Annotated in this window: 21 protein-coding genes, 1 tRNA gene and 1 riboswitch; of the genes, 10 read left to right on the top strand and 12 right to left on the bottom strand. The window is 61.5% G+C overall.

Annotated elements, in window-relative coordinates; genetic code table 11:
- Position 1: 1 nt before the first annotated feature.
- Positions 2-1,006, bottom strand: coding sequence for an ABC transporter substrate-binding protein (locus AC0L25_RS02620; protein ID WP_473594077.1), 1,005 nt, complete (start codon positions 1,004-1,006; stop codon positions 2-4).
- Positions 1,007-1,360: 354 nt separating this feature from the next.
- Between AC0L25_RS02620 and AC0L25_RS02615 the strand changes: the two genes are divergently transcribed.
- Positions 1,361-1,744, top strand: coding sequence for a RidA family protein (locus tag AC0L25_RS02615; RefSeq protein WP_473594076.1), 384 nt, complete (start codon positions 1,361-1,363; stop codon positions 1,742-1,744).
- A gap of 213 nt (positions 1,745-1,957) precedes the next feature.
- Positions 1,958-2,761: a creatininase family protein gene (locus AC0L25_RS02610; RefSeq protein ID WP_473594075.1), complete on the top strand. Its 804-nt coding sequence runs from the start codon at positions 1,958-1,960 to the stop codon at positions 2,759-2,761.
- Between the two features lie 56 nt (positions 2,762-2,817).
- Here AC0L25_RS02610 and AC0L25_RS02605 read toward each other — a convergent pair whose 3' ends face one another.
- Together AC0L25_RS02605 and cobD are read right to left on the bottom strand one after the other, a co-directional pair.
- Positions 2,818-3,327 (bottom strand): tyrosine phosphatase family protein, encoded by a 510-nt coding sequence (locus AC0L25_RS02605; RefSeq protein ID WP_473594074.1) that lies wholly within the window; start codon positions 3,325-3,327, stop codon positions 2,818-2,820.
- Between the two features lie 115 nt (positions 3,328-3,442).
- Positions 3,443-4,483: a threonine-phosphate decarboxylase CobD gene (gene cobD, locus AC0L25_RS02600; RefSeq protein ID WP_473594073.1), complete on the bottom strand. Its 1,041-nt coding sequence runs from the start codon at positions 4,481-4,483 to the stop codon at positions 3,443-3,445.
- On the opposite strand from cobD, the gene cbiB reads away from it, so the two are divergent.
- A complete protein-coding gene (gene cbiB / locus AC0L25_RS02595) occupies positions 4,482-5,450 on the top strand; it encodes an adenosylcobinamide-phosphate synthase CbiB (protein ID WP_473594072.1) in 969 nt (322 codons plus the stop codon). The genes cobD and cbiB overlap by 2 nt on opposite strands.
- Positions 5,451-5,942: 492 nt before the next feature.
- A complete protein-coding gene (locus AC0L25_RS02590) occupies positions 5,943-7,175 on the top strand; it encodes an IS4 family transposase (RefSeq protein WP_473594071.1) in 1,233 nt (410 codons plus the stop codon).
- 144 nt (positions 7,176-7,319) lie between these two features.
- On the opposite strand, the gene cobO is transcribed toward AC0L25_RS02590, so the two are convergent.
- Genes cobO through AC0L25_RS02570 form a run of 4 tightly spaced genes read right to left on the bottom strand, consistent with a single transcriptional unit; the run spans position 7,320 to position 9,430 of the window.
- Positions 7,320-7,937, bottom strand: a complete 618-nt coding sequence (gene cobO, locus AC0L25_RS02585) for a cob(I)yrinic acid a,c-diamide adenosyltransferase (RefSeq protein ID WP_473594070.1) — start codon at positions 7,935-7,937, stop codon at positions 7,320-7,322.
- 1 nt (position 7,938) lies between these two features.
- Positions 7,939-8,436, bottom strand: a complete 498-nt coding sequence (gene cobU, locus AC0L25_RS02580) for a bifunctional adenosylcobinamide kinase/adenosylcobinamide-phosphate guanylyltransferase (protein ID WP_473594122.1) — start codon at positions 8,434-8,436, stop codon at positions 7,939-7,941.
- Positions 8,437-8,458: 22 nt separating this feature from the next.
- On the bottom strand, positions 8,459-9,235 hold the full coding sequence (locus tag AC0L25_RS02575; RefSeq protein WP_473594069.1) for a CbtA family protein: 777 nt from the start codon (positions 9,233-9,235) through the stop codon (positions 8,459-8,461).
- Between the two features lie 15 nt (positions 9,236-9,250).
- Positions 9,251-9,430, bottom strand: a complete 180-nt coding sequence (locus AC0L25_RS02570) for a CbtB domain-containing protein (protein ID WP_095494621.1) — start codon at positions 9,428-9,430, stop codon at positions 9,251-9,253.
- 37 nt (positions 9,431-9,467) lie between these two features.
- A riboswitch (cobalamin riboswitch) is annotated at positions 9,468-9,663 on the bottom strand.
- 140 nt (positions 9,664-9,803) lie between these two features.
- Between AC0L25_RS02570 and AC0L25_RS02565 the strand changes: the two genes are divergently transcribed.
- The 3 genes from AC0L25_RS02565 (at position 9,804) to AC0L25_RS02555 (ending at position 12,549) form a co-directional block, all read left to right on the top strand.
- Positions 9,804-10,985, top strand: coding sequence for an aromatic ring-hydroxylating oxygenase subunit alpha (locus AC0L25_RS02565; protein WP_473594068.1), 1,182 nt, complete (start codon positions 9,804-9,806; stop codon positions 10,983-10,985).
- Between the two features lie 83 nt (positions 10,986-11,068).
- Positions 11,069-12,061, top strand: coding sequence for an acetyltransferase domain-containing protein (locus tag AC0L25_RS02560; protein WP_473594067.1), 993 nt, complete (start codon positions 11,069-11,071; stop codon positions 12,059-12,061).
- Positions 12,058-12,549, top strand: coding sequence for a methyltransferase family protein (locus AC0L25_RS02555; protein ID WP_473594066.1), 492 nt, complete (start codon positions 12,058-12,060; stop codon positions 12,547-12,549). The genes AC0L25_RS02560 and AC0L25_RS02555 overlap by 4 nt, the downstream gene beginning before the upstream one ends.
- A gap of 154 nt (positions 12,550-12,703) precedes the next feature.
- Here AC0L25_RS02555 and AC0L25_RS02550 read toward each other — a convergent pair whose 3' ends face one another.
- Both AC0L25_RS02550 and mgtE read right to left on the bottom strand, forming a co-directional pair.
- Complete coding sequence (locus AC0L25_RS02550; RefSeq protein ID WP_254021982.1) at positions 12,704-13,090, bottom strand: MerR family transcriptional regulator; 387 nt, start codon at positions 13,088-13,090, stop codon at positions 12,704-12,706.
- A 138-nt stretch (positions 13,091-13,228) separates the two neighbouring features.
- The gene (gene mgtE / locus AC0L25_RS02545; protein ID WP_473594065.1) at positions 13,229-14,647 is read right to left on the bottom strand and encodes a magnesium transporter; all 1,419 of its coding nucleotides are present in this window, start codon (positions 14,645-14,647) and stop codon (positions 13,229-13,231) included.
- Between the two features lie 551 nt (positions 14,648-15,198).
- Here mgtE and AC0L25_RS02540 point away from each other — a divergent pair.
- Together AC0L25_RS02540 and AC0L25_RS02535 are read left to right on the top strand one after the other, a co-directional pair.
- A complete protein-coding gene (locus tag AC0L25_RS02540; protein WP_473594064.1) occupies positions 15,199-16,536 on the top strand; it encodes a glycosyltransferase in 1,338 nt (445 codons plus the stop codon).
- The gene (locus tag AC0L25_RS02535; protein ID WP_473594063.1) at positions 16,518-17,288 is read left to right on the top strand and encodes an HAD-IIB family hydrolase; all 771 of its coding nucleotides are present in this window, start codon (positions 16,518-16,520) and stop codon (positions 17,286-17,288) included. Before AC0L25_RS02540 ends, AC0L25_RS02535 begins: the two co-directional genes overlap by 19 nt.
- A gap of 22 nt (positions 17,289-17,310) precedes the next feature.
- Here AC0L25_RS02535 and AC0L25_RS02530 read toward each other — a convergent pair whose 3' ends face one another.
- Both AC0L25_RS02530 and AC0L25_RS02525 read right to left on the bottom strand, forming a co-directional pair.
- Positions 17,311-19,032 (bottom strand): GH32 C-terminal domain-containing protein, encoded by a 1,722-nt coding sequence (locus AC0L25_RS02530; RefSeq protein WP_473594062.1) that lies wholly within the window; start codon positions 19,030-19,032, stop codon positions 17,311-17,313.
- A gap of 233 nt (positions 19,033-19,265) precedes the next feature.
- The gene (locus tag AC0L25_RS02525; RefSeq protein WP_473594061.1) at positions 19,266-20,123 is read right to left on the bottom strand and encodes a phosphatase PAP2 family protein; all 858 of its coding nucleotides are present in this window, start codon (positions 20,121-20,123) and stop codon (positions 19,266-19,268) included.
- 320 nt (positions 20,124-20,443) lie between these two features.
- Between AC0L25_RS02525 and AC0L25_RS02520 the strand changes: the two genes are divergently transcribed.
- Positions 20,444-21,373 carry a dihydrodipicolinate synthase family protein gene (locus AC0L25_RS02520; protein WP_473594060.1) on the top strand — a complete coding sequence of 310 codons (930 nt, stop codon included), beginning with the start codon at positions 20,444-20,446 and terminating at the stop codon, positions 21,371-21,373.
- Positions 21,374-21,664: 291 nt separating this feature from the next.
- Here AC0L25_RS02520 and AC0L25_RS02515 read toward each other — a convergent pair.
- Positions 21,665-21,749, bottom strand: a tRNA-Leu gene (locus AC0L25_RS02515).
- Positions 21,750-21,767: the final 18 nt, after the last annotated feature.

Below are 21,767 nucleotides of genomic sequence, written 5' to 3'. Positions count from 1 at the left end.
GCTATTTCTTCAGGTCGATCCCGACGCCCTTGTTGACGAAGGCCAGCGTGTAGGACTTTTTGATGTCGACGCCGGCCGGCACGACCTTGGCCTTGACCATCTTGTCGTAGAAGCTCTGAATGCGCGCGTCGGTCATCGCGCCGATGCCGAGTTTTTCCGTGTCGCCGGAATCGACGATGCCGAATTTCTTCATCTGCTCGATCGAAAACGCGATCTGCTCGTCGCTGATGTCGGGGTTATCCTTCTTGATCGCAGCGTTGGCGGCAGCGTTGTCGCCGTAGAGATAATTGTACCAGCCCTTGGCCGAGCCATCGACGAAGCACTGAACCACCTCCGGGCGCTTGTCGATCGTGGCCTGCATGGTCTCGATCGTCGTCGCATAGGTGTCGAAGCCGTAGTCGGCGAGCAGGAACAGATTGGGCTGGAAGCCGCCTTCCTTGGCGACGGCATAAGGCTCCGAAGTCACGTAGCCTTGCTGGATCGATTTCGGATTGGCGATGAAAGGTGCGGGGTTGAAGGTGTAAGGCACGCGCTTGGCCGGATCGAAGCCGAACTCCGTGATCATCCATTGGAAGAAGCTCTGTGCACCTTCGTCGCCAATAATGTACTGGTCCGCGTTCTTCAAATCCTCCCATTTGTCGAGCCCCTGACCCGGATGGCTCATGATCACCTGCGGCTCTTTCTGGAAGGAGGCGGCGACCACGCGAAGCGGAATGTCCTGCTGAACGGCGTCGAAGGCCTGCAGCATGTTGCCGCCCATGTAGAAGTCGATCTTGCCGGCGAGCAGCAGCGGTCGACCGCTGACCTGCGGGCCACCTTGCATGATCGTCACGTCGAGCCCGCAAGCCGCATAGGTGCCATCAGCGGCCGCCTGATAATAGCCACCGTGCTCGGCCTGGGCGAGCCAGTTGGTGCCGAAGGTGACTTTTTCATTTGCTGCCGCGCTTAGCGTGCTTGCGGCAAGCAGCACGATCGCGCCCACCGAAATCTTAAATTTTCCGTCCATCCACACCACCCTCTGTTGGCTCCGGCGCGCCACGCACCGGGCTCGACACCATCGATTCAAGAAGCAAGACACATGCCATCGCCCGGACCGCCCGCCTGCGCAATGGTGGTGCGCGAAGGCCGGACGGTCATGCTGTACCGGAGGCATCGTGCCTATTTTTTGAACGCCTGTCCACAATCGCCCTGATAACATGCACTGCATCTTGAAGGGGCCGCCAATCCGGCTTTAGAGCGACGTGCGTCCACTTGGACGCACAAAGTACGCTCTAAGATTTTGCGTCTTCGCATCGTGCTTCCGAAAATCGATCCCGATTTTCGGGCGATGCGATAGGCTCACATCAGAGTGGAGATTTCCATGTTCAAATTCCTGACGCCGAAGTCGATCAAGCCGCCCTTCGCCCGCTATAGCCATGGCGTCGAGGTACCGCCCGGCAAACGGCTGGTGCTGTGTTCTGGCCAAGTCGCCATCACTCCGGACGATCAGATCCCGGAGGATGCTGGCGCACAGGCCGAACTCTGTTTCGGGAATATCGCCGCGATTCTCGGCGACGCCGGGCTTGGACTTTCCGACATCGTCCGCATCAACGCCTATGTCACCGACCGCGCCTTCCTCAAGCCCTATATGGACGTTCGCGACCGGCTGTTCACCAGCCCGGCGCCGGCTTCGACGCTGATGATCGTGTCCGGGTTCGCGCGACCTGATTTCAAGGTCGAGATCGAGGTCATCGCGGCAGGGTGAGGAGCCGGCTGGAATCGACAGGCCGTTGATCTCCAGTTACACGACAAGGGCTGGTGCTGCCCCTCATCCGCCTGCCGGCACCTTCTCCCCGTATAGTGACGGGGAGAAGGGAAGCGCTCCAACGCCGGCGACCCCCTCTCTCCGTCTCTATACGGGGAGAGGGTAAGGGTGAGGGGCAGCGCCGACGCCGCCAGTCTCTCTTCGAGGTTCAAAATGGCCGGAACAAAAAGACGCGTGTGGTGGGGCGACTACCGGACCACCGAATATGCCACCATCGATCCTGAGGCGACGATCGCCGTTCTGCCGGTGGCGGCGATCGAACAGCACGGGCCGCATCTGCCGGTTTCGACCGACACCTCGATCATGAACGGCATGCTCGAAACGGTAATCGCTCGCCTGCCCGGCGATCTCGACATCCGCATCCTGCCGGTCCAGGCGGTGGGCAAGTCGAACGAGCACCTGCATGCGCCGGGAACCCTCACTTTGCCGGCGGCGACCTTGATCGAGGCGTGGACCGAGCTTGGCCTATCTATCGCGCGGGCCGGGTTAAGGAAACTGATCGTCGTCAACTCGCATGGCGGCAACGAAGAGATCATGGGCATCATGACGCGAGAATTGCGCGTGCGTGCAAAGATGCTGGCGGTGAAGACGAGTTGGCAGCGCTTTGGCCGGCCGGCCGGCATGTATACCGAGCTTGAGGATCGCCAAGGCATCCATGGCGGCGATGTCGAGACCTCGCTGATGCTGCATTTCCGGCCGGATCTCGTCGACATGGCAAAGGCCGACAATTTCGTGTCCAACGTCGCCCGCGCCGAAAAGGAGTTTTCGCTGCTGCGCCACACCGGAACGCACGCCTTTGCCTGGATCGCCACCGATCTCAACCCGAACGGCGTGGTCGGCGATGCCAGCATTGCAACGGCCGAAAAGGGCAGGCTTACCGCCAACCATCAGGCCGACGGTTTCATCAGCCTGTTGAAGGACGTGCGCAAGGCAAAGCTGGCCGACTGGCTGGCGTAGTCAGACCATGATCCCGAAAGTGGAATCCGGTTTTCGGAAAAGATCATGGTCAAACTCTAGCCGTCGAGCTTCAGCTCGAAAGGCGTGCCTTCGAAGGCATCGGCGCCGCGTCCGATCGCTTGGATCGCACGGGTCATGCGGCCGTTACGATCAAGCAGCGCGTCGGCGACCGCAATCAGCCGCGGATTGGGCGTTGCCGTCGGCGACAGCGCACGCAGCTTCTGCGCCAACTCGACCTCGCAGCGCTTCGGCGCCAATGCCGCCGCGATGATGTAGGCCGAGGCGGTCGAACGGCTGATGCCGGCATAGCAATGTACGACCAGCGGCCTTGCACGATCCCATCGGCGCGCGAAATCGAGCAGGTTGCGAACATGCTCCTCGCCCGGCATGGTCATGCCCTCTTGTGCGACGGCAATGTCGTGCATGACCAGATGCAGATGGTTTTCCCTGGCGATCGACGCCGGCCGCGTCACCTCGGTGCCGGCGGCCAGCAGCGAAAGCAGCCGCTCGGCGCCGGTTCTCAAGACCGTTTCCTCGACCTTCGACAGCGAACAGACATGGATCATTGCTTGATCTCCTAATACATGTCGCGCAAAAATGCGTAGCGGTTTTGCGATAACGATATGCATAAAAACAAAAACTTTAAGCGCGTCGCATGAATCCGTTCAATTACGACGCGCTTTAGGGGTCATCGTCGCGCTGTTGCGCCCAGTCGGCAAGAGCCGATTCGAGCCGCTGCCATTCCTCGTCCGGGCCCGGCAGCCCGGCGCGCAGCACATGCGGCCGGCCGGAAAAATGGCGAAGCAGGATGCCGCGCTCGCCAAGCACCGAAAACAGGCCGGCGGCGCCTGCCAGCCTGATATAGCGAAACAGGGTGGTGCCGCCGGCGACAGGGACGCCGAAGCGGCCGAACAGCGCATCGAGCCGCGCCGCCTCCTCGGCCAAACGGCGTCGCGTCTCGGCCTGCCAGCCGCTGTCGGCAAGCGCGCGGATCCCGTATTCGAGCGCCGGGCCGGCGACCGCCCATGGCCCGAACTGCGCCTCGAGCCGTTCGACCGTCAGCGCATCGGCCAATGCAAAGCCGAGCCGCAGGCCAGCGAGGCCAAAGAACTTGCCGAAGGAACGCAGCACGACGATGCCGCCTTGCTCGACATCGGCGGTCAGGCTTTCCGCGCGCGGGCCGACATCCATGAACGCCTCGTCGACGACCAGCAACCCGCCTTTGGCGCGCAATTTTTCGCCAAGCTCAAGCAGCTTCTTGCGTTCGATGATGCGCCCGTCCGGATTGTTGGGGTTGACGACGATGGCAAGGTCGGCTCCTGCCAGGGCATCGAAATCGTCGACCTCCATCACAGCATGGCCAGCGATTGCCGCCGCCCGCTGATGTTCGGCATAGGTCGGTCCGAGCACCAGCGCCTTGCCGGGGCTCGCCAGCGAGGCGACACGCGGCAACAGGATCTGCGTGCCCGGCGCTGCCGTCACATTCGCCGCCGACGGCGCGCCATAGGCGCTTGCCGCGATGTCGGCCAGATCACGGACCCGCGCAGCTTCGGGCAATCTGGACAGGGTGGTGGCGGGCAGATTGAAAAACGGATAGGAGTGCGGATTGATACCGGTCGAGAGGTCGACGAAGGGCTGCGGCGCATGCGGAAAAAGCGTCCTCGCCCGGCCAAGGCTTCCGCCGTGATCCACCATTGCCGCCGCTCCATCAAGAGACTTCATGTCGATCCTGATCGCTTTCCTGTCACTGCTTGTTGAATTCGCTGTCGGCTACCCGGGCTGGCTGCTTGGCGCCATCGGCCATCCCGTCACCTGGTTCGGCAGGCTGATATCCTTTCTCGATCGCAGGCTCAACCGCGATACTGATTCCGACGCCCTACGTCGCCGGCGCGGTGTTCATGCGCTGCTGATCATCGTGCTGCTGCCGGTCACCATCGCCTTCGCGGTTGAAACCATGCTTTCGGGCATTCCAGCCGGTTTGATCCTCACGGCAATCCTGGCGACGTCGCTGCTGTCGCAGAAGAGCCTGACCGAACATGTCGAGGCGGTGGCCGACGGGCTCGACAATGGTGGACTCAACATCGGCCGTTCTGCCGTCTCACGGATCGTCGGCCGCGATTCGAAAAAGCTCGACAGAGCCGGCGTCTGCCGCGCGGCGATCGAAAGCCTGGCCGAGAATTTTTCCGACGGCGTCGTTGCCCCCGTCTTCTGGATCGGCGTCGGCGGGTTGGCCGGCGGTGTCGCTTACAAGGCCGCCAACACCGCCGATTCGATGATCGGCCACCGCACGCCGCGCCACGAGGCCTTCGGCCGGGCGGCGGCGCGCTTCGACGATCTGATCAACCTGCCGGCGTCGCGGCTGACCGCACTGCTCATCGTGCTGGCCGCCTTCCTCGTCAAAGGCGCCGATCCCGGCAATGCCTGGCGCACCGTGCGGCGCGACGCGAAGAAGCACCGCTCGCCCAATGCGGGCTGGCCGGAGGCGGCGATGGCCGGCGCGCTCGGCCTGGCACTTGCCGGACCGCGTTCCTATGACGGCGTCATGGTCGACGATGCGTTGATGGGCGAAGGTGGCCACCGCGATGCCGAAAGCGCCGACATCCGGCGAGCGCTAAGACTTTACCGTGTCGCCGACTTTCTGTTGATCGCGCTGTTCGGCTTGCTGTCAGTGATCGTCATCGTTGCGTGACGTTTAGTCGGGTCGAGATCGGCTAAACTCAAAGGCAGGTCGCTGGCGCGAGCCTGCCCCATGAATAAATTCCTAGCATAACTGCCGTCACAAAGCAATTGATTTCGCGCCACGACGTGGCCAATCGCTCCAGGTTTGCGCTGCCCCTCATCGCCCTGCCGGGCACTTCTCCCCGTATAGTGACGGGGAGAAGAACGCCTTCGCAAAGGATTTCGCCAATCTCCTGCGTTGCAGAAGGGTGCCGAGGGTCGCGACAAGCCCCTTCTCCCCGTCACTATACCTATCGCATTCACACATCTCGGTTGCGCTTTTCGGCGAAGCTCGATTCTATTTCGGCCGGAAAGACGAAGGAGGTTTGAATGACCTGCATCGAGTACGGGCTGGGCGATTTGGCGATCGCCGCCTGGAAAAAGGGGGGCCTGCTTGCATGCAGCGCTGGTTGCGCGGCCTGGATCGTGTATCCGCCGGCTCGGCGGTAGTCGGGCAGGCGAGATGCAGTTCACGCGATTTCTGCGCAATCGCTCGGTGAGCGCTGCGGAGATGTCGCGGCATGCCGGCGAACAGACCGGGCGGCGCGCGGCCGGTCGCCATGTGGTTGCCGTGCAAGACAGCTCGGAATTGGTGCTGGGTTCTCGGCGGGCGCGGGCAGGTTACGGTCCGGTCGGCAATGGCAATGCAGCAGGTCTGCTGCTGCACCCTGTGCTGGCGGTAGAGGCCGGCACGGGTGCGCTGCTGGGCCTGGTCTCGATGCAGGTCTGGAACCGCGGCGCAGGAGAACTGGCGCCGCGGCGCAAGCGGGCGACGGTCAACAAGGAATCGCAGCGCTGGATCGATGCAACCAAGCAAGCTGGCGCGGTTCTGGAAAGGGCGGCCAGCATCACCATGGTGTCGGATCGCGAGAGCGACTTTTATGAACTCTTCGCCGAACGTCCGCACAATGTCGACCTGATCGTGCGGGCCTGCCAGAACCGGCGGATCGAGGCCGCGCAAGAAGAGCCAGGCTTGCTGTTCGCCTTCATTGACGCCCAGCCTGAGCAAAGCCGCTTTGCAGTGACCATCCCCGCCGCGCCCGGACGACGCGCACGGGATGCCGAACTGGCGGTGCGTTACGCGCCGGTGACGGTGCGGCGCCCACTCAACGGAGCCGATCCGGCGTTGCCCGAGACGCTCGGTTTGACACTGGTCGATGTTCGCGAGGTGTCGAAGCCGAAAGACGGCAGCGAACCGGTGCATTGGCGCTTGCTGACCACCCACAGTGTCGCCACCGTGACCCAGGCACGCCGTGTCGTCGACCTCTACCGCTCGCGCTGGGTCATCGAGGAGTTCTTCCGCACCCTCAAGACGGCAGGCTTCGACATCGAGGCAGCCGACATCGGCGACCCGCACGCCATGATCAACTTCGCCGCCGCCGCCACGATCGCCGCCGTCACCATCAAGCAACTCGTGCAGGCCCGCGACGGCAACACCGATCAGAGGCTCAGCGATGCTTTCGATCCCGACGACCGTCCCATTCTCGAAGCCGTCTCTGCCAAGCTCGAAGGCAAAACAGAGCGACAACGCAATCCCCATCCCAAAGGATCTCTGGCCTTCGCAGCCTGGGTCATCGCTCGCCTCGGCGGCTGGACCGGCTACTACGGCAAGCCAGGCCCCAAGGTCATGCGCATCGGCCTCGCAGAGTTCCACGCCATCAAGTACGGAGCCACGCTCGATGTTCATGATGTGTGAATCCGATAGGTCACTATACGGGGAGAAATGCCCGGCAGGGCAATGAGGGGCGGCGCCGACATCGACAATTGGTCATTCCAACATGAGTTGGAGGTCATCTTTGTCTGAAGCCATTGCGCTACCCCGGCGCGCGGGCAAAATCTCTTAGAACTCTATGCCTTGCTGTGCCTTCACGCCGGCGGAAAAGTGATGCTTGGTCACGCCCATCTCGGTGACCAGATCGGCCGCATCGACCAGCGCCGGTTTGGCGTTGCGGCCGGTGACGACGACATGCAGGTTTTCGCGGCGCCCTTTCAGCGCCGCTACCACCTTGTCGAGATCGAGATAGTCGTGGCGCAGCGCGATGTTCAGCTCGTCGAGCACCAGAAGGCTGATTGACGGATCGGCCATCAGCTCGAGCGCCTTGGCCCAGGCGGCCTCGGCGGCGGCGATATCGCGCTTCAGATCCTGCGTCTCCCAGGTGAACCCCTCGCCCATCGTGTGCCAGACGACCCGATCGCCGAAAGCGGCAAAAGCGTCCTTCTCGCCGGTGTGCCATTTGCCCTTGATGAACTGGACGACGCCGACGCGCTTGCCGTAACCGAGCATCCTCAGCGCCAGCCCGAAGGCGGCAGTGGTCTTGCCCTTGCCGGGCCCGGTGTTAACGATCAGCAGCCCCTTCTCGATCGTCTTTGCCGCGACCTCGGCGTCCTGCACCGCCTTGCGTTTGGCCATCTTGGCGCGGTGGCGTTCCTCGTCCTTGGGATCGATAGTATCAGCCATGTCACTTCACCTTGAGCGGCAGCCCCGCCACCATCAGCAGCACCTTATCCGACACTGCCGCGACTTGCTGGTTGAGCCGGCCGGCGGCATCGCGAAACCGGCGGGCGAGCGCATTGTCGGGCACGATGCCCTGGCCAACCTCGTTGGAAACCACGAACCATGGCCCGCGCGGCCGCGACAACACATCCACCAGCCCTCGGCATTCAGCCTCGACGTCGCGTTCAGCCAGCATATGGTTGGTCAGCCACAGCGTCAGGCAATCGATCAGGACAGGCCGGTCGTCAGGCAGCGTCTCGATCGCGCCGACGAGATCGAGCGGCGTATCGATGGTCGTCCAGCCCTCGGCGCGCCGCGACCGGTGCAGCGCGATACGCTCGCGCATCTCGTCGTCATAGGCTTGCGCCGTGGCGATGTAGGTCCACGGCGCCGGACAGGCCGTCACCAATCTTTCGGCATGCGCGCTCTTGCCGGAGCGCGCACCGCCGATGACTAGGGTCAGCGTCCCGCCGGAAGCAACGCGATCAGGCAAAGCTGTCGCGCAGGCTGGTCGCGGTGCCGGTCAAGCGGCCACGCACCACGCCGACGACGGCGCCGAGCACCAGCCAGAACACCAGATTGGTCAGCGTCACCGCCACCACGAACTGGTGGTGCAGGCCTTCCGGGATCGGCGATTCGAAACTGTCGGGCAGCGGCGCGCCGACGATATGCGGCGCCACGATCAACACCACGGCAAGCAGCGCCAGCGGCAGCGACTTGCGGAAGGCAAGCAGGCCGAGACCGGCCGCCGTCGCCACCACCGTCGCCATCCACCAGATCTGGCGCTGGGTGAGATCGGCCGCCGGCATTGCCGGCAGTTCGGGCGGCAGGCCAAGATTCGGAGCGAGCGTGAACACCGCAAAGCCGGCAAGGCCCCAGAACACGCCCTGACGCCAATTGCCGATGCCGCCGGCGAACTCCGAAGCGGCGACCAGGATCAGCGCAAAGCCGATGCCGGTGACGACATTGGCAACAACGTTGAAGGCGAAGCGCTCGAAGCCATCGGCCGGGGCCCAGCCTTCGTCTTCCGGAGCGGCAGCTTCAGCCTCTGCTGGCGCCGCGCTGGTCATGGCATTGGTATGCCCGTCGTTCGCAGCCGGCGCTGCGGAATGGTCATGCGTGTGACCACCGCCGGCCTGTTCGTAGACTTCCGCCTTGAGGATGAGCGGCACGGTGGCATAGGCCTGCATGCAGGCGAGAACGACGCCTGCCACAAGCCCTGCGATCGCCGCGATGAACACGACGTTGCGAAACAGTGTCATGATGTCAGCCCCTCGTCAGTGGCAGGGGAACGCCATCGAATGGCGATAGTCGTGAGCGGCATTGTGGACCGCATCGATATGCGAGAAGCCGACAAAGCCCATCACGAAAATGCCGAGAAATGCAGCAAGCGCCAGCTGCACGAAGCGCGACTGCGAGGAGACGGAAGCGCCGAGCGAGACGGAAGCGGTATTCATGTCTTGTCCTTTCGCCCTCCACCCGAGGGCATAGAAGTCAGTTCTCCTGTCGCCGGCAGGTCTCCTGGCTCGCGGATCAGCGTCCTTCCCCACCTTCCCGAAGAAACTCTTCAGTGGCATATGGAGAGGACTAACCGCACACAGTTGCGGGGGCAGCCACGGCATTGGGCAAAGTTTGCCCTCACCGCATTCCCTCTTGATTCCAAAACGGAACCGACGACGGGTGCGACTATAGGCAGAATCGTCGCGCCCGGCAAACCAAATTCCGCCAGCTACCAGCGCGAATGCGTCGTATCGGCAGATCAGCCGGCCGGTCCCGCGATTGACAATTTTCGCGGCCGGGTGTCGGCTGGCGCACCACAGGAAGTCGGTCATGCAACCCAGCCCGAGCAAGCGCGATTCCTATAACGGTTTGACGCGACTTGAACCGACGCTGCCGTCATCGGCCTACTGGGATATCGAGGCATATCAGCGCGATCTCGACGCCATCTGGTATCGAAGCTGGCTGCTCGTCTGCCGCGAGGCCGACCTCGCCCAGCCGCTGGCGTTCAGGACGTTCCGTGTCGGCACGCAGGAGATCGTCGTGCTGCGCGACGAGACCGGCGTGCTTCGCGCCTTCCACAACACCTGCCGGCACCGCGGCTCGCAGCTTTGCCAGGAGAGCGAAGGACGGCTGAAGGCGCGGCTCATCACCTGCCCCTATCACGCCTGGTCCTATTCACTGCGCGGCGATCTCGTGCGCGTGCCGTCGAAATCGCTGCCTGAAGGTTTCAACAAAGCCGATCATCCACTTTACCGCGTGGCGCTGTCGGTGTGGCGCGGTTTTGTCTTCGTCAATCTCAGGGAAGATGCCGCCGGTTCGGCCGAAACATCCTTCGATCCGGCATCCGGCAATCTCGCCAATTGGCCGCTGGAAACACTGGTCACCGGCCATGCGCTGCGCAAGGTGATGAACTGCAACTGGAAGATCTTCTGGGAGAACTTCAACGAGTGCCTGCATTGCCCAGGTGTCCACAAGGACCTGTCCAGGCTGGTGCCGATCTATGGCCGCGGCCTGATGGGGCGGCACGACGACCCCGAATGGGCCCGTCACGCCGACAATGATGCCCCGGAGTTTTCCGGCGGCCTGCGGGCCGGAGCCGAGACATGGTCGCGCGACGGGCGCGTCCACGGCCCGGTCTTTCCCGACCTGACTTCAGCCCAGCGTACCGCCGGGCAGACCTATGCCACCAACCTGCCGTCGATGTTCATCGTCGGCCATGTCGACTATGTCAGGACAGTGCGGCTGGTGCCGCTTGGACCGGAGCAGACCGAACTGACCGCCGAATGGCTTTTTTTGCCCGAAGCGCTCGCCGATCCGACGGCGGATATCGACAACATCGTCGCTTTCGGCAGCCAGGTGCTGGAGGAAGACGCCGATATCTGCGAAATCAACCAGAAAGGCGTGCGCTCGATGCGCCACAAGGCCGGCGTGCTGATGCCCGAGGAATATGAATTGCTTCGCTTCCACAACTGGGTACGCGAGCGGCATGCAACGCTTTCACCCGAGCCCTGAACATCAAAGGGGTTTGGCCCGCCTTCTTTTGTCCGGGCCAACCATGATAGTCGTCTTGCAGTGCTGAATCAGATTGCGAGACCATGAGCATTTCTACGCCGACCGTTCAGGACCGATCCAAGCGCATCATCGCCATCGACGTCGCCCGCGGCATCGCTTTGCTTGCCATGTCGAGCTACCATTTCACCTGGGATCTCGAATTCTTCGGCTACACCGATCCCGGCCTGACCGCCTTCGGCTGGTGGAAATTCTACGCGCGCTGTATCGCTTCGACCTTCCTGTTCCTGGTCGGCGTCAGCCTGTTCCTCGCCCATGGCAAACTGATCCGCTGGAACGGCTTCTGGAAACGCTTCGCCATGGTCGCCGGGGCGGCGCTCGCCATATCGGCTGCCACAAGGTTTGCCACGCCGGACAGTTTTATCTTCTTCGGTATCCTGCACGAGATCGCGCTCGCCAGCCTGCTCGGCCTGGCTTTTCTGCGGCTGCCGGCGCTGCTGACGCTTGTTGTCGCGGCTTTCGTCATCACCGCGCCGCTCTACCTCAGGTCCGAGATCTTCGACCATCCGGCCCTGTGGTGGGTCGGCCTGTCGGCAACCAATCCACGCTCCAACGATTATGTCCCGCTGTTTCCATGGTTCGGCGCCGTGCTTACAGGCATCGCGGCGGGAAAACTCGCCTTCGCCTCCGGCATGCTGACCCGGCTGGCGGGCCTGACGCCCGGCCGCTGGACCAATCCCCTGGTCTTTATCGGCCGGCACAGCCTCGCCTTCTACCTAATCCACCAGCCGGTGCTGATCGGCTCGGTCTGGCTGCTTTCGCAAGTGGTGCCGGCACCGGTCGAGACCAGGCAGGCCACCTTCCTGAAAGAATGCCAGACAGCGTGCGAGCAATCGCGCGACACGGAGTTCTGCTCCAGCTATTGTGTGTGCATGCTCGATACACTCGAGGGCGAGGCCACGCTTGATCGGCTCTACCGCAACGACCAGGCTGCGGAATGGAAGGCGCATCTCGACGAGCTCGCCGGCGCCTGCACTGCCAAAGCCGACAGCACATTGATGGAGGGAGGAGCACAATGACCGACCATCAACTGAAACCGGGGCAGCCGAAACCGGGGGTTATACCGTGGCCGCCGCTGATCTATGTCGCGGCCATTGCCGTCAGCATCGCGCTTGGCTTGCTCTATCCGCTGCCATGGATCGGCGGCCTTCTCGGCGACATCCTGTTCGCGGCCGGCTGGGTGGCATTGTTCGGCGTCGTCGCGCTCTGGTTCACGGCGATCCGCACCATGATCCGGGCAAAGACGACGCTCCACCCAAACGCCGTGCCGGACCATCTGGTCACATCAGGTCCCTTCGCCGTCAGCCGCAACCCGATATATCTGGCCAACACGCTGTTGCTGATCGGCGTGGCCCTTATCTCGGGGATCGTATGGTTCCTGCCGCTGGCGATCATCGCCGCCTTCGCAACGCAGAAAATGGCGATCGAGGGCGAGGAAAGAGTTCTGACGGCGAAATTCGGCAAGAAATACCGGGATTACGCGAAAAGGGTGCGGCGCTGGATTTGAGGCGTGCGGCAAGGCCTTTTTCAGAATTCGCTCTGGCGAGTCAGATAGTGTGTTTTTCGAGAACCGGAGCGGAGCGTACATTTGAGTACGTGAGCACCGGAAGCGCAGAAAACCACGATAGCTGGCCGCCAGAGTAGAACTATCAAAAGGCCGTTCAGGTGTTGACGCCGAGCTCCACCAGCCGCTCGACACAGGATTCTTCGGCCTGGTCGAGCTCGGCCAAGGTCTCTTCGAGGTCGCGGCGCTTCTGGCGCAGATCCTCGCGCTTTTCCTCGATGCGCTTGATCATCAGATTGAGCTGACCGATCTCCCCGGGTGGCTCCTTGTACATCTGGATGATTTCGCGGATTTCGTTGATCGAAAAGCCGAGCCTCTTGCCGCGCATGATCTGGCGGATGAGATGCCGGTCCGACGGGCGAAACAGCCGCGTACGACCGCGACGTACCGGCTGCACCAGCCCCTCGTCCTCGTAGAAGCGCAGCGTCCGCGTCGAAACATCGAATTCGCGGGTCAGTTCAGTGATCGAATAATATTCCCGCATCATCACTCCATGTCCGGCCACGCTGCGAGTTCCAACCATGCGGCCTCGCAATCGCCCAGACGCGTCTCAGAATCGGCCGATAGGCAGTTCCAAAATCTCGCATGGCATTTACGTAAAAGTCAATTGAGAGGGTGTCGCTCAGTGCACGCCGAACCACCATGTGGCGAGGCCGAGAAAGGCAAAGAAGCCGACGACGTCGGTGACCGTCGTGACGAAAACCGCCGAAGCCACGGCCGGGTCGATCTTCAACCGGTGGAGCAGCAGCGGGATCAGGATGCCGGCAAGTGCGGCCACGAACATGTTGATGATCATCGCCGCTGCGATGATGCCGCCCAGGTTGGGATCGCGGAACCAGGCCGCCGCGACGATGCCGATCAGGATGGCGAAGATGATGCCGTTGATGGAGCCCACCCCCATCTCGCGACGGATGATGCGGCCGGCATTGTAGATGTCGAGGTCCCTCGTCGCCAGCGCCCGCACCGTGACCGTCATGGTCTGCGAGCCGGCATTGCCGCCCATGCCGGCGACGATCGGCATCAGCACAGCCAGCGCCACGATGTGCTCGATCGTGCGGTCGAACAGGCCGATCACCGAGGCCGCCAGGAACGCCGTCAAAAGATTGACGAGCAGCCACGGAACGCGCGAGCGCGAGGTCGAAAGGATGCTGTCGGACAGTTCTTCGTCGCCGACACCGCCCATGCGCAGCAGATCCTCCTCTGCTTCCTGCTGGATGACGTCGACCACGTCGTCGATGGTCAGCACGCCGACCAGCCGCTCGTTCTCGTCGACGACAGCGGCGGAGAGAAGGTCGTATTGTTCGAATTCGCGCGCCGCCTCTTCCTGGTCCATCGTGGCCGGAATGGCGTGCCTGGTCTCATGCATGACCTCTTCGACCTTGATCGAGCGCTTCGTGCGCAGGATCTGGTCGAGATCGATGGCGCCGAGCAGCTTGAAGCTTGGATCGATGACGAAAATCTGGCTGAAGCGGTCGGGAAGGTTCTGGTCCTCGCGCATGTAGTCGATGGTCTGGCCGATCGTCCAGAACGGCGGCACCGCGACGAACTCCGTCTGCATGCGACGGCCGGCGGTCTCTTCGGGATAGTCGAGCGAGCGGCGCAGCCTGATCCGCTCGGTGAACGGCAGTTGCGACAGGATCTCGTCCTGATCTTCCTTTTCGAGATCCTCGAGAATGTAGACCGCGTCGTCGGAATCGAGGTCCTGCACGCCCTGGGCAATCTGCGCGTTGGGCAGACTGTCGACGATGTCGCGGCGGATCGCCTCGTCGACCTCGGTCAGCGCGGAAAAGTCGAAGTCGGCGCCCAACAATTCGACCAGCGCGCGGCGCTGTTCGGGATGAAGCGCCTCGAGCAGGTCGCCGAGTTCCGATTGGTGCAGGTCGTCCACTTCACGCTTCAGCGTCAGCGTGTCGCGATCGGCGATCGCTGCCCCGATCGCGGCAAGGAACGACGACAGAATGGCGCCGTCCTCGCCATAGATGTCGGCGTGGCTGTCCTCAGCGGCCCTGGCGCCGGTCGTCTGTTCGTCCTGGCCTTCCACCAGCGCCTCCCGCCATCAGAATTCCGGAAAAGGTGCCTGTCAGGTCTAGAGCATCGAGCCCAAAAGTGGAAACCGGTTTTGGCAAAATCCGATGCCTAAACACAAAGATAGGGTGGCGGCACGTCTAGACCTGAGAGTCCGCCGCTCTATGACGCAACGCGCGGGAATATCAAACGAAATGCGCCGTTCCGCGCCGCGGAGCGAAGGCTGGTGCAACCCGATCGCCGGACAGACGTTGATGCCGCACTCGGCCCTCTCCTCAAGGACACGTAGGCTCAGCCCCGAGGCCAGACATCAACGGGCGCAAGGGATGACAGACTGATCGAAATGGCGGCCGTTGGACCCCGTAAATCCTCGAATAACCATCGAACGTCGATTCCGGGCAACTCGGTGACCGAAATATGCGACAGAACCGGTTTGCCTTACCACCACGTCAATTGCCTTGACCTGAGCGCGTGCTCGCATTTGCGGATGGGTGGTGGAATCCTTATAGTTGTGAATTGGCGCACGCTTTCGACTGCGGGCGTGTAGAATCGTAGAGAAGGATACAGATGCCGGACGTCAACTCGGATGCGGCGATACCTCGAATTGCACTCGTTTCAACCCACGGCTACGTAGCAGCCAACCCACCACTCGGCGCGGCCGACACCGGCGGACAGGTGGTCTACGTCCTGGAACTTGCCAAAAAGCTGGCCCAGTTGGGTTATGCCGTCGATATCTGGACGCGGCGATTTGAAGACCAGCCTCCTGCCGATGAGGTGGCAGACGGGGTTCGTGTCCTGCGTGTCGCCTGTGGCGGACCCGATTTTATTCCGAAGGAATACCTCCACCGCCACCTTCTCGAGTGGTGTGAGAACGCGCTGCGCCTGATTCGACGGGAAAACCTCTCCTACGACTTTATCAACAGTCACTACTGGGATGCTGGCGTGGCGGGGCAGCGACTGTCGGAAGCGCTCAATATCCCGCACATCCATACGCCGCATTCGCTCGGCATATGGAAGCAGCGCCAGATGAAGACGGACTATCCTGATAAAGCCGATACATTCGAGGCCGAGTTCAATTTCACCGAGCGCATCAAGCACGAGACGATCATCTATCGAAGCTGCGCCATGGTGATTGCAACAACGCCGCCGCAGGTGGACATGCTGGTCGAGGACTACAGTCTCGAGCGCGACCGCGTGCACATGATCCCGCCCGGTTACGACGACAACCGGTTCTTCCCCGTCAGCGAGGCGTCTCGCCGGTTGATCCGCCATCGGCTCGGCTTCGAAGGGCGAACGATCCTGGCGCTCGGCCGGCTCGCCACCAACAAGGGCTACGACCTGCTGATCGATGCATTTTCCGTGGTGGCGCCGCGAGTGCCGGATGCGGTCCTGAGACTTGCTGTCGGCGGCGAGAACATGGACGAGCAGGAGCAGAAGATCCTGAACCAGCTCAAGGAACAGGTTGAACAGCTCGGCTTGCAGGATCGTGTCGTCTTCTCAGGCTATGTCGCCGACGAGGATCTGGCCGACACCTATCGGGCGGCGGACATGTTCGTCCTGTCGAGCCGCTACGAGCCGTTCGGCATGACCGCGATCGAGGCAATGGCCTGCGGGACGCCGACCGTGGTTACGATCCATGGCGGCCTCTATCGCGGGATCAGCTATGGCCGGCACGCGCTGTTCGGTGATCCGTTCGACAAGGAAGATCTTGGCATCACGATCGTCAAGCCTATGAAGCACCAGCGCCTCTACGGGCGACTGGGTCGCATGGGTGCGCACAAGGCGCGCAGCCTGTTCACCTGGACAGGCATCGCGCAGCAGCTTGTCAGCCTTGTCGAAGGACGTCCGGTGCTGAAGGCGGTCGACGACCATGACTGGGACGAGCCGTGGAACGACGGCGATTGAAACCAATCGCGCTTTTATCGAGCGATCTCGACGGGACCCTGGCAGGCGATCCGCCGGCGACGTCACGCTTTCGTTCCAAATGGGAAGCACTCGACCCCGAGCACCGCCCGGTTCTCGTCTACAACAGCGGTCGTCTGGCCGACGACATTTTGAACTTCGTCGACGAAGTCGGCCTGCCGGCGCCGGACTACGTGATCGGCGGTGTCGGTACGATGCTCGCCGGCCCGCGGCACACCTCTCGTCTCGGGCACTTTACCGAGAGGTTTTCGGAAGGCTGGTCGCTTGAAAAGGTCGATGCGGTGCTCGGATCGCTGGAAGACACCGTCCGCCAACCCGACGGCTATCAACACGCCTTCAAATCGAGTTGGTACCTGCACGATGCAAGTCCGGAAGCCCTTGCCAGCATCGAGCGCGCTCTGGCCGAGGCCGGCCTGTCGGTGACGATGATTTATTCGAGTGGGCGCGATCTCGACATCCTGCCGCGTTCAGCAGACAAGGGGCAGGCGCTGGCCTGGCTCTGCAATGAACTCGGCCTCGGCGTGGATGAGGTGGTGGTCGCCGGCGATACCAACAACGATCGCAGTATGTTCGACCTGCCGGGTGCGCGTGGGATTGTCGTTGCCAATGCCCTTCCCGAACTGCTTGACATGGCGCGGGACAACCCGCTGATTTACAGCGCGAAGAAACAGTTCGCCCTTGGCGTCATCGAAGGCCTCGCTCATTGGTCGGTGTTTGCGGACGCCCGATCCTGAGCCGGAAATATTGATCTCCTTGTCACGGTTTGAGCGCCCATACCGTCGCGTGTAGAACAGCACCCGCTTCGGCGATGAGACGTGCCGATTGTACCGGCTCAAAACCGCTGATCCGCTTCGTGCCAGCCCAACGACCGCGATCCGCGAAAATCTCGATGGATCCATAGTCAAGGAATATCCGCAGCCGTTTTGGACGGGCTCCCTTGGCGATATAGTGAGGAGATACCGCCGCGCCGCCGTCTTCATGACGAATGGCAAGTCCCTCGTCGTCGACGACGACCTCGAGGCGGACAGTTGGATGTTGCAGGTTCAGGCGGAAATGGGCACCCGGCTTTTCCAACTCGAACAGGATTTCGACGGCGCCGTTGATAAAGCTTACCTGCTCTCCGGCTGCGAGGCGTGTCCGGTCCAGAATATGGCTCCGCAGGCTCTCGGCTGCTCCGATGGGCGGGGTATGCAACTCGCCTGCAGACAGATGGATGTTGCGAGGCAACGTCATGGCTGTGGGGAAATCGATCGCCGGTCCGGTATCGGCCCAGTTGGCAAGCCATCCTATACCGACGATGGCATCACCGTCGACGAAGGCCTGGAAGGCGTAGTTATCTGTCCCGAAGTCCAGTTCCTGTTCGAATTCCTTGGCAAAGGTTTGACCATCGAACCAGCCAACAATGGCCATTGTCAGGTTCTTGCGCCGGGTGGACCGGTCCTCACTGTTCATCAGCCCGAGAATTAGAACCCAGCGCGTCGCGGGATCGGTCGCCGGCCCGTCGAGCGGCAGCAGACAGGGACATTCGATCGCTGTCGTCCGATAGTGTTTTTCGACCAGAAGCTTGCCGATATATGTCCAGCCGGTGGCGGCCGTATGGTCATGCGTTTCATAGAGCAGGACAACGCCGCCCTCATCGCTCTGGCTGCCCAGCAGCATTTTCCAACGGCCATCCGGTCCCTTGAAGACGTATGGGTCGCGAAAATCGGTGGTCAATCCCTCGTCAAGCGGGCGGTAGGGCAGGATGACGTCGGCATTTCCCGCCGTGATGAGGTCGCTGGAAGTGGCAGTGAGTTGAATCTGCTGTTCCGGGATACGGTCCTGTACCTGCTCGGTAAAAAAGACGCGAATGCCCGGGCCATCGGCAAGCGGGATGGCTGAGCCGGAATACGCACCGCCCCGTTTGTCGGGCCTTGCGGTAATATCTTCCGACGGGAACAGGAAGATGGGCATGTGACGCCACCGCAAATAGTCGGAAGATACGGCGTGGCCCCAATGCATCGTATTCCACCGAAGTCCATGGGAATAATGCTGGTAAAAGAGATGTGGGCGACCTCCAAAGCGACCGAATCCGTTTGGATCGTTCATCCAGCCGAACGGCGGGCGAAAATGATAGCTGTCAGGGATGTTCGGTGGCGCATTTCCGGGATTGGTGTGGAGAACTGTAATGCCTGTCTCCAGCACGTCGGCCAATGCGAACCAGTAGGCAACCGATACCGAGGTTTGATCGGTGTCGTAGTCGAGTTCGACACTGCCGCCGCCGAAGACGTGAAAAATTCTGAATTCATACTCTTCGGCGTTCGTAACGCTCACTTCGCCGAACTTGCCACGCACATTGGAAAAAGACAGCGATCCCGGAACGTCCGGCTTGGTCGCTTTAAGCCAGATATGAAACGTGGCGTTGACTGGCAGGTCGGCATGCAGGCTTCGAATGGTGTCCCCTCCGGCAATCCTTACCTTGACCTGGCTGTCACTCATGAAGATGGCTCCGTTCCGTGCGGCGTTCCCGGACAGATAGAGTATCAAACCCGGTTTTCGACCTGGAAATGCGTTGCAGAAGATTAAAGCTGGATCTTCACTTTAGCAAAGCCGTCCCCGGAATCGGCCAAGATCTTCTCGCTGTGGGGTGTCTGCAATTGCTGGCGCGGCCAATAAATTAACCAGCGCTGTTGCCCGTGGCCGACATTGTCAGGCGTCGCATACCTAACCTTCTATGGTTGGCGTATCGCAAACTGTGTCTCAATTTGCGCTGGCTGGCGTCCGGTCACCCACCAGATCACCGACACCACGATGATGGAGACGTAGCCGTCAACGGCATAGTGCCATCCGGTATATACCGAACCGTACATTATCAACGCTGCGAAGGCCCAACCGAGAACACCGAGCCAGCGATTTAGCGAAGAAAGCAGATACGCATTCAGTGTGGCAAAGGCGACGTGCATGCTTGGCATGGCCGAGATGCCGCCGCCAAGGTCTGGCCGGCCGCTCTGGTAAGCCGTCAGAAGATATGCAGCGGGCTCGCGCACCATGTGGCTATAGTCGAGACCGTCCAGGGCGGCGTTGAGTCCGCTGAAGCGGTCCTCGCCAACAAACTGGTGGTAATAGATCGGCCCGACCGACGCCAGCGCCGAGGCCAAGATGGTGCCGAGGATGGACAACGTCAGCGCTGCTGCCCAGAGGTAGCGGATGCGGCCAATCTTGTCCGACCAGAGAGACACGAAAAGCATGGTGCCGAACCATTGGAAAAACCAAATCACCTCATAGCTGTTGAAGACGACGATCGACCACGTATTGCTGTCGAGCCTGTGCGTGAGTTCCCATGGCGCAGTCCGGTGCAGCCATTCATCCAGATCGGCTAACCAGTTGTCCGCATAGAATGGAACGACGGACGGGATGGCCATCTTGTAGGTAGAGTACGCGGTCAAGCTGGCGAAGAAGAACAGCAGCACCAGCAAACAGCCACGCCAGCGCGCTCGAACCAAATCTATGGCGTAGCGAGTTGGCTCTCCTCGGCCGTAAATAAGCGCGGCAGAACAGACACCGCCCATAAACAAGATCGGAATACCCACGGTGAACTTCTGGGCATAAACCAGGATTAGGTGAAAGAAAGACTGCGGACTTAGTGCAGACGCGCCTGCCACGTAAGTTCCCATAAACAAGGCAACGCGCAACGACCATCTTGTCGATGGACTGTAGTCCCTTACCCCTATAGTTAATGACATACTAATTTACCAAGATGCAAATACGCCATCGGTGGCATTATCAATGTGATAGCGAAGCAAGCTTACCATGCAGTTACTTCGCGCGCCCCGCCCGTCCGGACCCACTGCCGGGTGGATCGGACCGTCGGTTCTGCGTAATGACTGAAAGCTGAATTTAGGAGGATCTCATGGCCATCGGTCCTGACACCAAAGGTGTCTACACCATTGCCCCGACACCGTTCGAGGTCGATGGCAAGATCGACTTGGAATCACTTGATTCGATGGTCGATTTCTACGAGCGCTGCGGCGTCGATGGGATGACAATCCTCGGCATCATGGGTGAGGCCCCGAAGCTCGACGCCGCCGAATCGCTCGAGATCGTCAAACGTATCGTGGCGCGCACCAGGCTGCCGGTCATCGTCGGCGTCTCTGCCCCTGGCTTCGCCGCCATGCGCAGCCTTGCGCGCGCCTCGATGGAGGTTGGCGCGCAGGGCGTGATGATCGCGCCGCCGCCGGCGCTGCGCACCGACGACCAGATCGTCACCTATTTCCGCAACGCATCCGAAGCGATCGGCGAGGATGTTCCTTTCGTCCTTCAGGATTATCCGCTGACCCTCTCGGTCGTCATGACGCCGGCCGTCATCCGGCGCATCGTCACCGACAACCCGGCCTGCTTCATGCTCAAGCACGAGGACTGGCCGGGCCTGGAGAAGATCAGCGCGCTGCGCGGCTTCCAGAAGGACGGCTCGCTGCGGCCGCTGTCCATCCTCACCGGTAATGGCGGCCTCTTCCTCGACTTCGAGATGGAGCGCGGCGCCGACGGCGCGATGACCGGCTATGCCTTCCCCGATATGCTGGTCGACGTGGTGAAACTGTCTACCGCCGGCGAGCGCGACAAGGCGCACGATCTTTTCGACGCCCACCTGCCCTATCTGCGCTATGAGCAGCAACCAGGAGTAGGACTTGCGGTACGCAAATATGTGATGATGAAGCGCGGTGCCATCGCGTCCGACGCCCAGCGCAAACCGGGCGGTGCGTTGTCGGTGGCGGCCAGACAAGAGATCGACTATTTGCTTTCGCGGCTGGAAAACCGTGTCCGCAAACAAGCCTCAGGATAACGCAACCAGCGGGCTATTTGCCGCGCAATCACATCAATAGAGAGCCGCGCGAGCGCTTGCGTGAAAAGCGCGTTTTTGCCGAGGGTTCCCAATGGTCCGCTTCGCGGCACGGTTCGGCCTTTGAAGCAGCTGGCATGTGATTACCGGTCAAACCACGCGGTTGGGGCGCGGCATCCCGCGCCCAAACCATCCGCGGATTCGCGCAGTGTTTCAGTTGCATAAACAGTCTTGGGAAGAACTGCAGGGAAACAGAAAATCGCACAATAAAAATAACAGCTTATTGGATAAAGCTGGTGCGGTCGAGAAGACTCGAACTTCCACGGGTTGCCCCACAGCGACCTCAACGCTGCGCGTCTACCAATTCCGCCACGACCGCACGTGGTAGGAGCCGGAA

Source organism: Mesorhizobium sp. WSM4813, from assembly GCF_055811555.1.
Note: the sequence above shows the minus strand (reverse complement) of the source record. Positions and strands in the feature narration are given on the sequence as shown.

What these genes read in the sequence shown, in the direction of transcription:
- AC0L25_RS02620 (WP_473594077.1), bottom strand. Translation starts at nt 1,006, where the DNA reads ATGGACGGAAAATTTAAGATTTCGGTGGGCGCGATCGTGCTGCTTGCC.
- AC0L25_RS02615 (WP_473594076.1), top strand. Translation starts at nt 1,361, where the DNA reads ATGTTCAAATTCCTGACGCCGAAGTCGATCAAGCCGCCCTTCGCCCGC.
- AC0L25_RS02610 (WP_473594075.1), top strand. Translation starts at nt 1,958, where the DNA reads ATGGCCGGAACAAAAAGACGCGTGTGGTGGGGCGACTACCGGACCACC.
- AC0L25_RS02605 (WP_473594074.1), bottom strand. Translation starts at nt 3,327, where the DNA reads ATGATCCATGTCTGTTCGCTGTCGAAGGTCGAGGAAACGGTCTTGAGA.
- cbiB (WP_473594072.1), top strand. Translation starts at nt 4,482, where the DNA reads ATGTCGATCCTGATCGCTTTCCTGTCACTGCTTGTTGAATTCGCTGTC.
- cobD (WP_473594073.1), bottom strand. Translation starts at nt 4,483, where the DNA reads ATGAAGTCTCTTGATGGAGCGGCGGCAATGGTGGATCACGGCGGAAGC.
- AC0L25_RS02590 (WP_473594071.1), top strand. Translation starts at nt 5,943, where the DNA reads ATGCAGTTCACGCGATTTCTGCGCAATCGCTCGGTGAGCGCTGCGGAG.
- cobO (WP_473594070.1), bottom strand. Translation starts at nt 7,937, where the DNA reads ATGGCTGATACTATCGATCCCAAGGACGAGGAACGCCACCGCGCCAAG.
- AC0L25_RS02575 (WP_473594069.1), bottom strand. Translation starts at nt 9,235, where the DNA reads ATGACACTGTTTCGCAACGTCGTGTTCATCGCGGCGATCGCAGGGCTT.
- AC0L25_RS02570 (WP_095494621.1), bottom strand. Translation starts at nt 9,430, where the DNA reads ATGAATACCGCTTCCGTCTCGCTCGGCGCTTCCGTCTCCTCGCAGTCG.
- AC0L25_RS02565 (WP_473594068.1), top strand. Translation starts at nt 9,804, where the DNA reads ATGCAACCCAGCCCGAGCAAGCGCGATTCCTATAACGGTTTGACGCGA.
- AC0L25_RS02560 (WP_473594067.1), top strand. Translation starts at nt 11,069, where the DNA reads ATGAGCATTTCTACGCCGACCGTTCAGGACCGATCCAAGCGCATCATC.
- AC0L25_RS02555 (WP_473594066.1), top strand. Translation starts at nt 12,058, where the DNA reads ATGACCGACCATCAACTGAAACCGGGGCAGCCGAAACCGGGGGTTATA.
- AC0L25_RS02550 (WP_254021982.1), bottom strand. Translation starts at nt 13,090, where the DNA reads ATGCGGGAATATTATTCGATCACTGAACTGACCCGCGAATTCGATGTT.
- AC0L25_RS02540 (WP_473594064.1), top strand. Translation starts at nt 15,199, where the DNA reads ATGCCGGACGTCAACTCGGATGCGGCGATACCTCGAATTGCACTCGTT.
- AC0L25_RS02530 (WP_473594062.1), bottom strand. Translation starts at nt 19,032, where the DNA reads ATGAGTGACAGCCAGGTCAAGGTAAGGATTGCCGGAGGGGACACCATT.
- AC0L25_RS02520 (WP_473594060.1), top strand. Translation starts at nt 20,444, where the DNA reads ATGGCCATCGGTCCTGACACCAAAGGTGTCTACACCATTGCCCCGACA.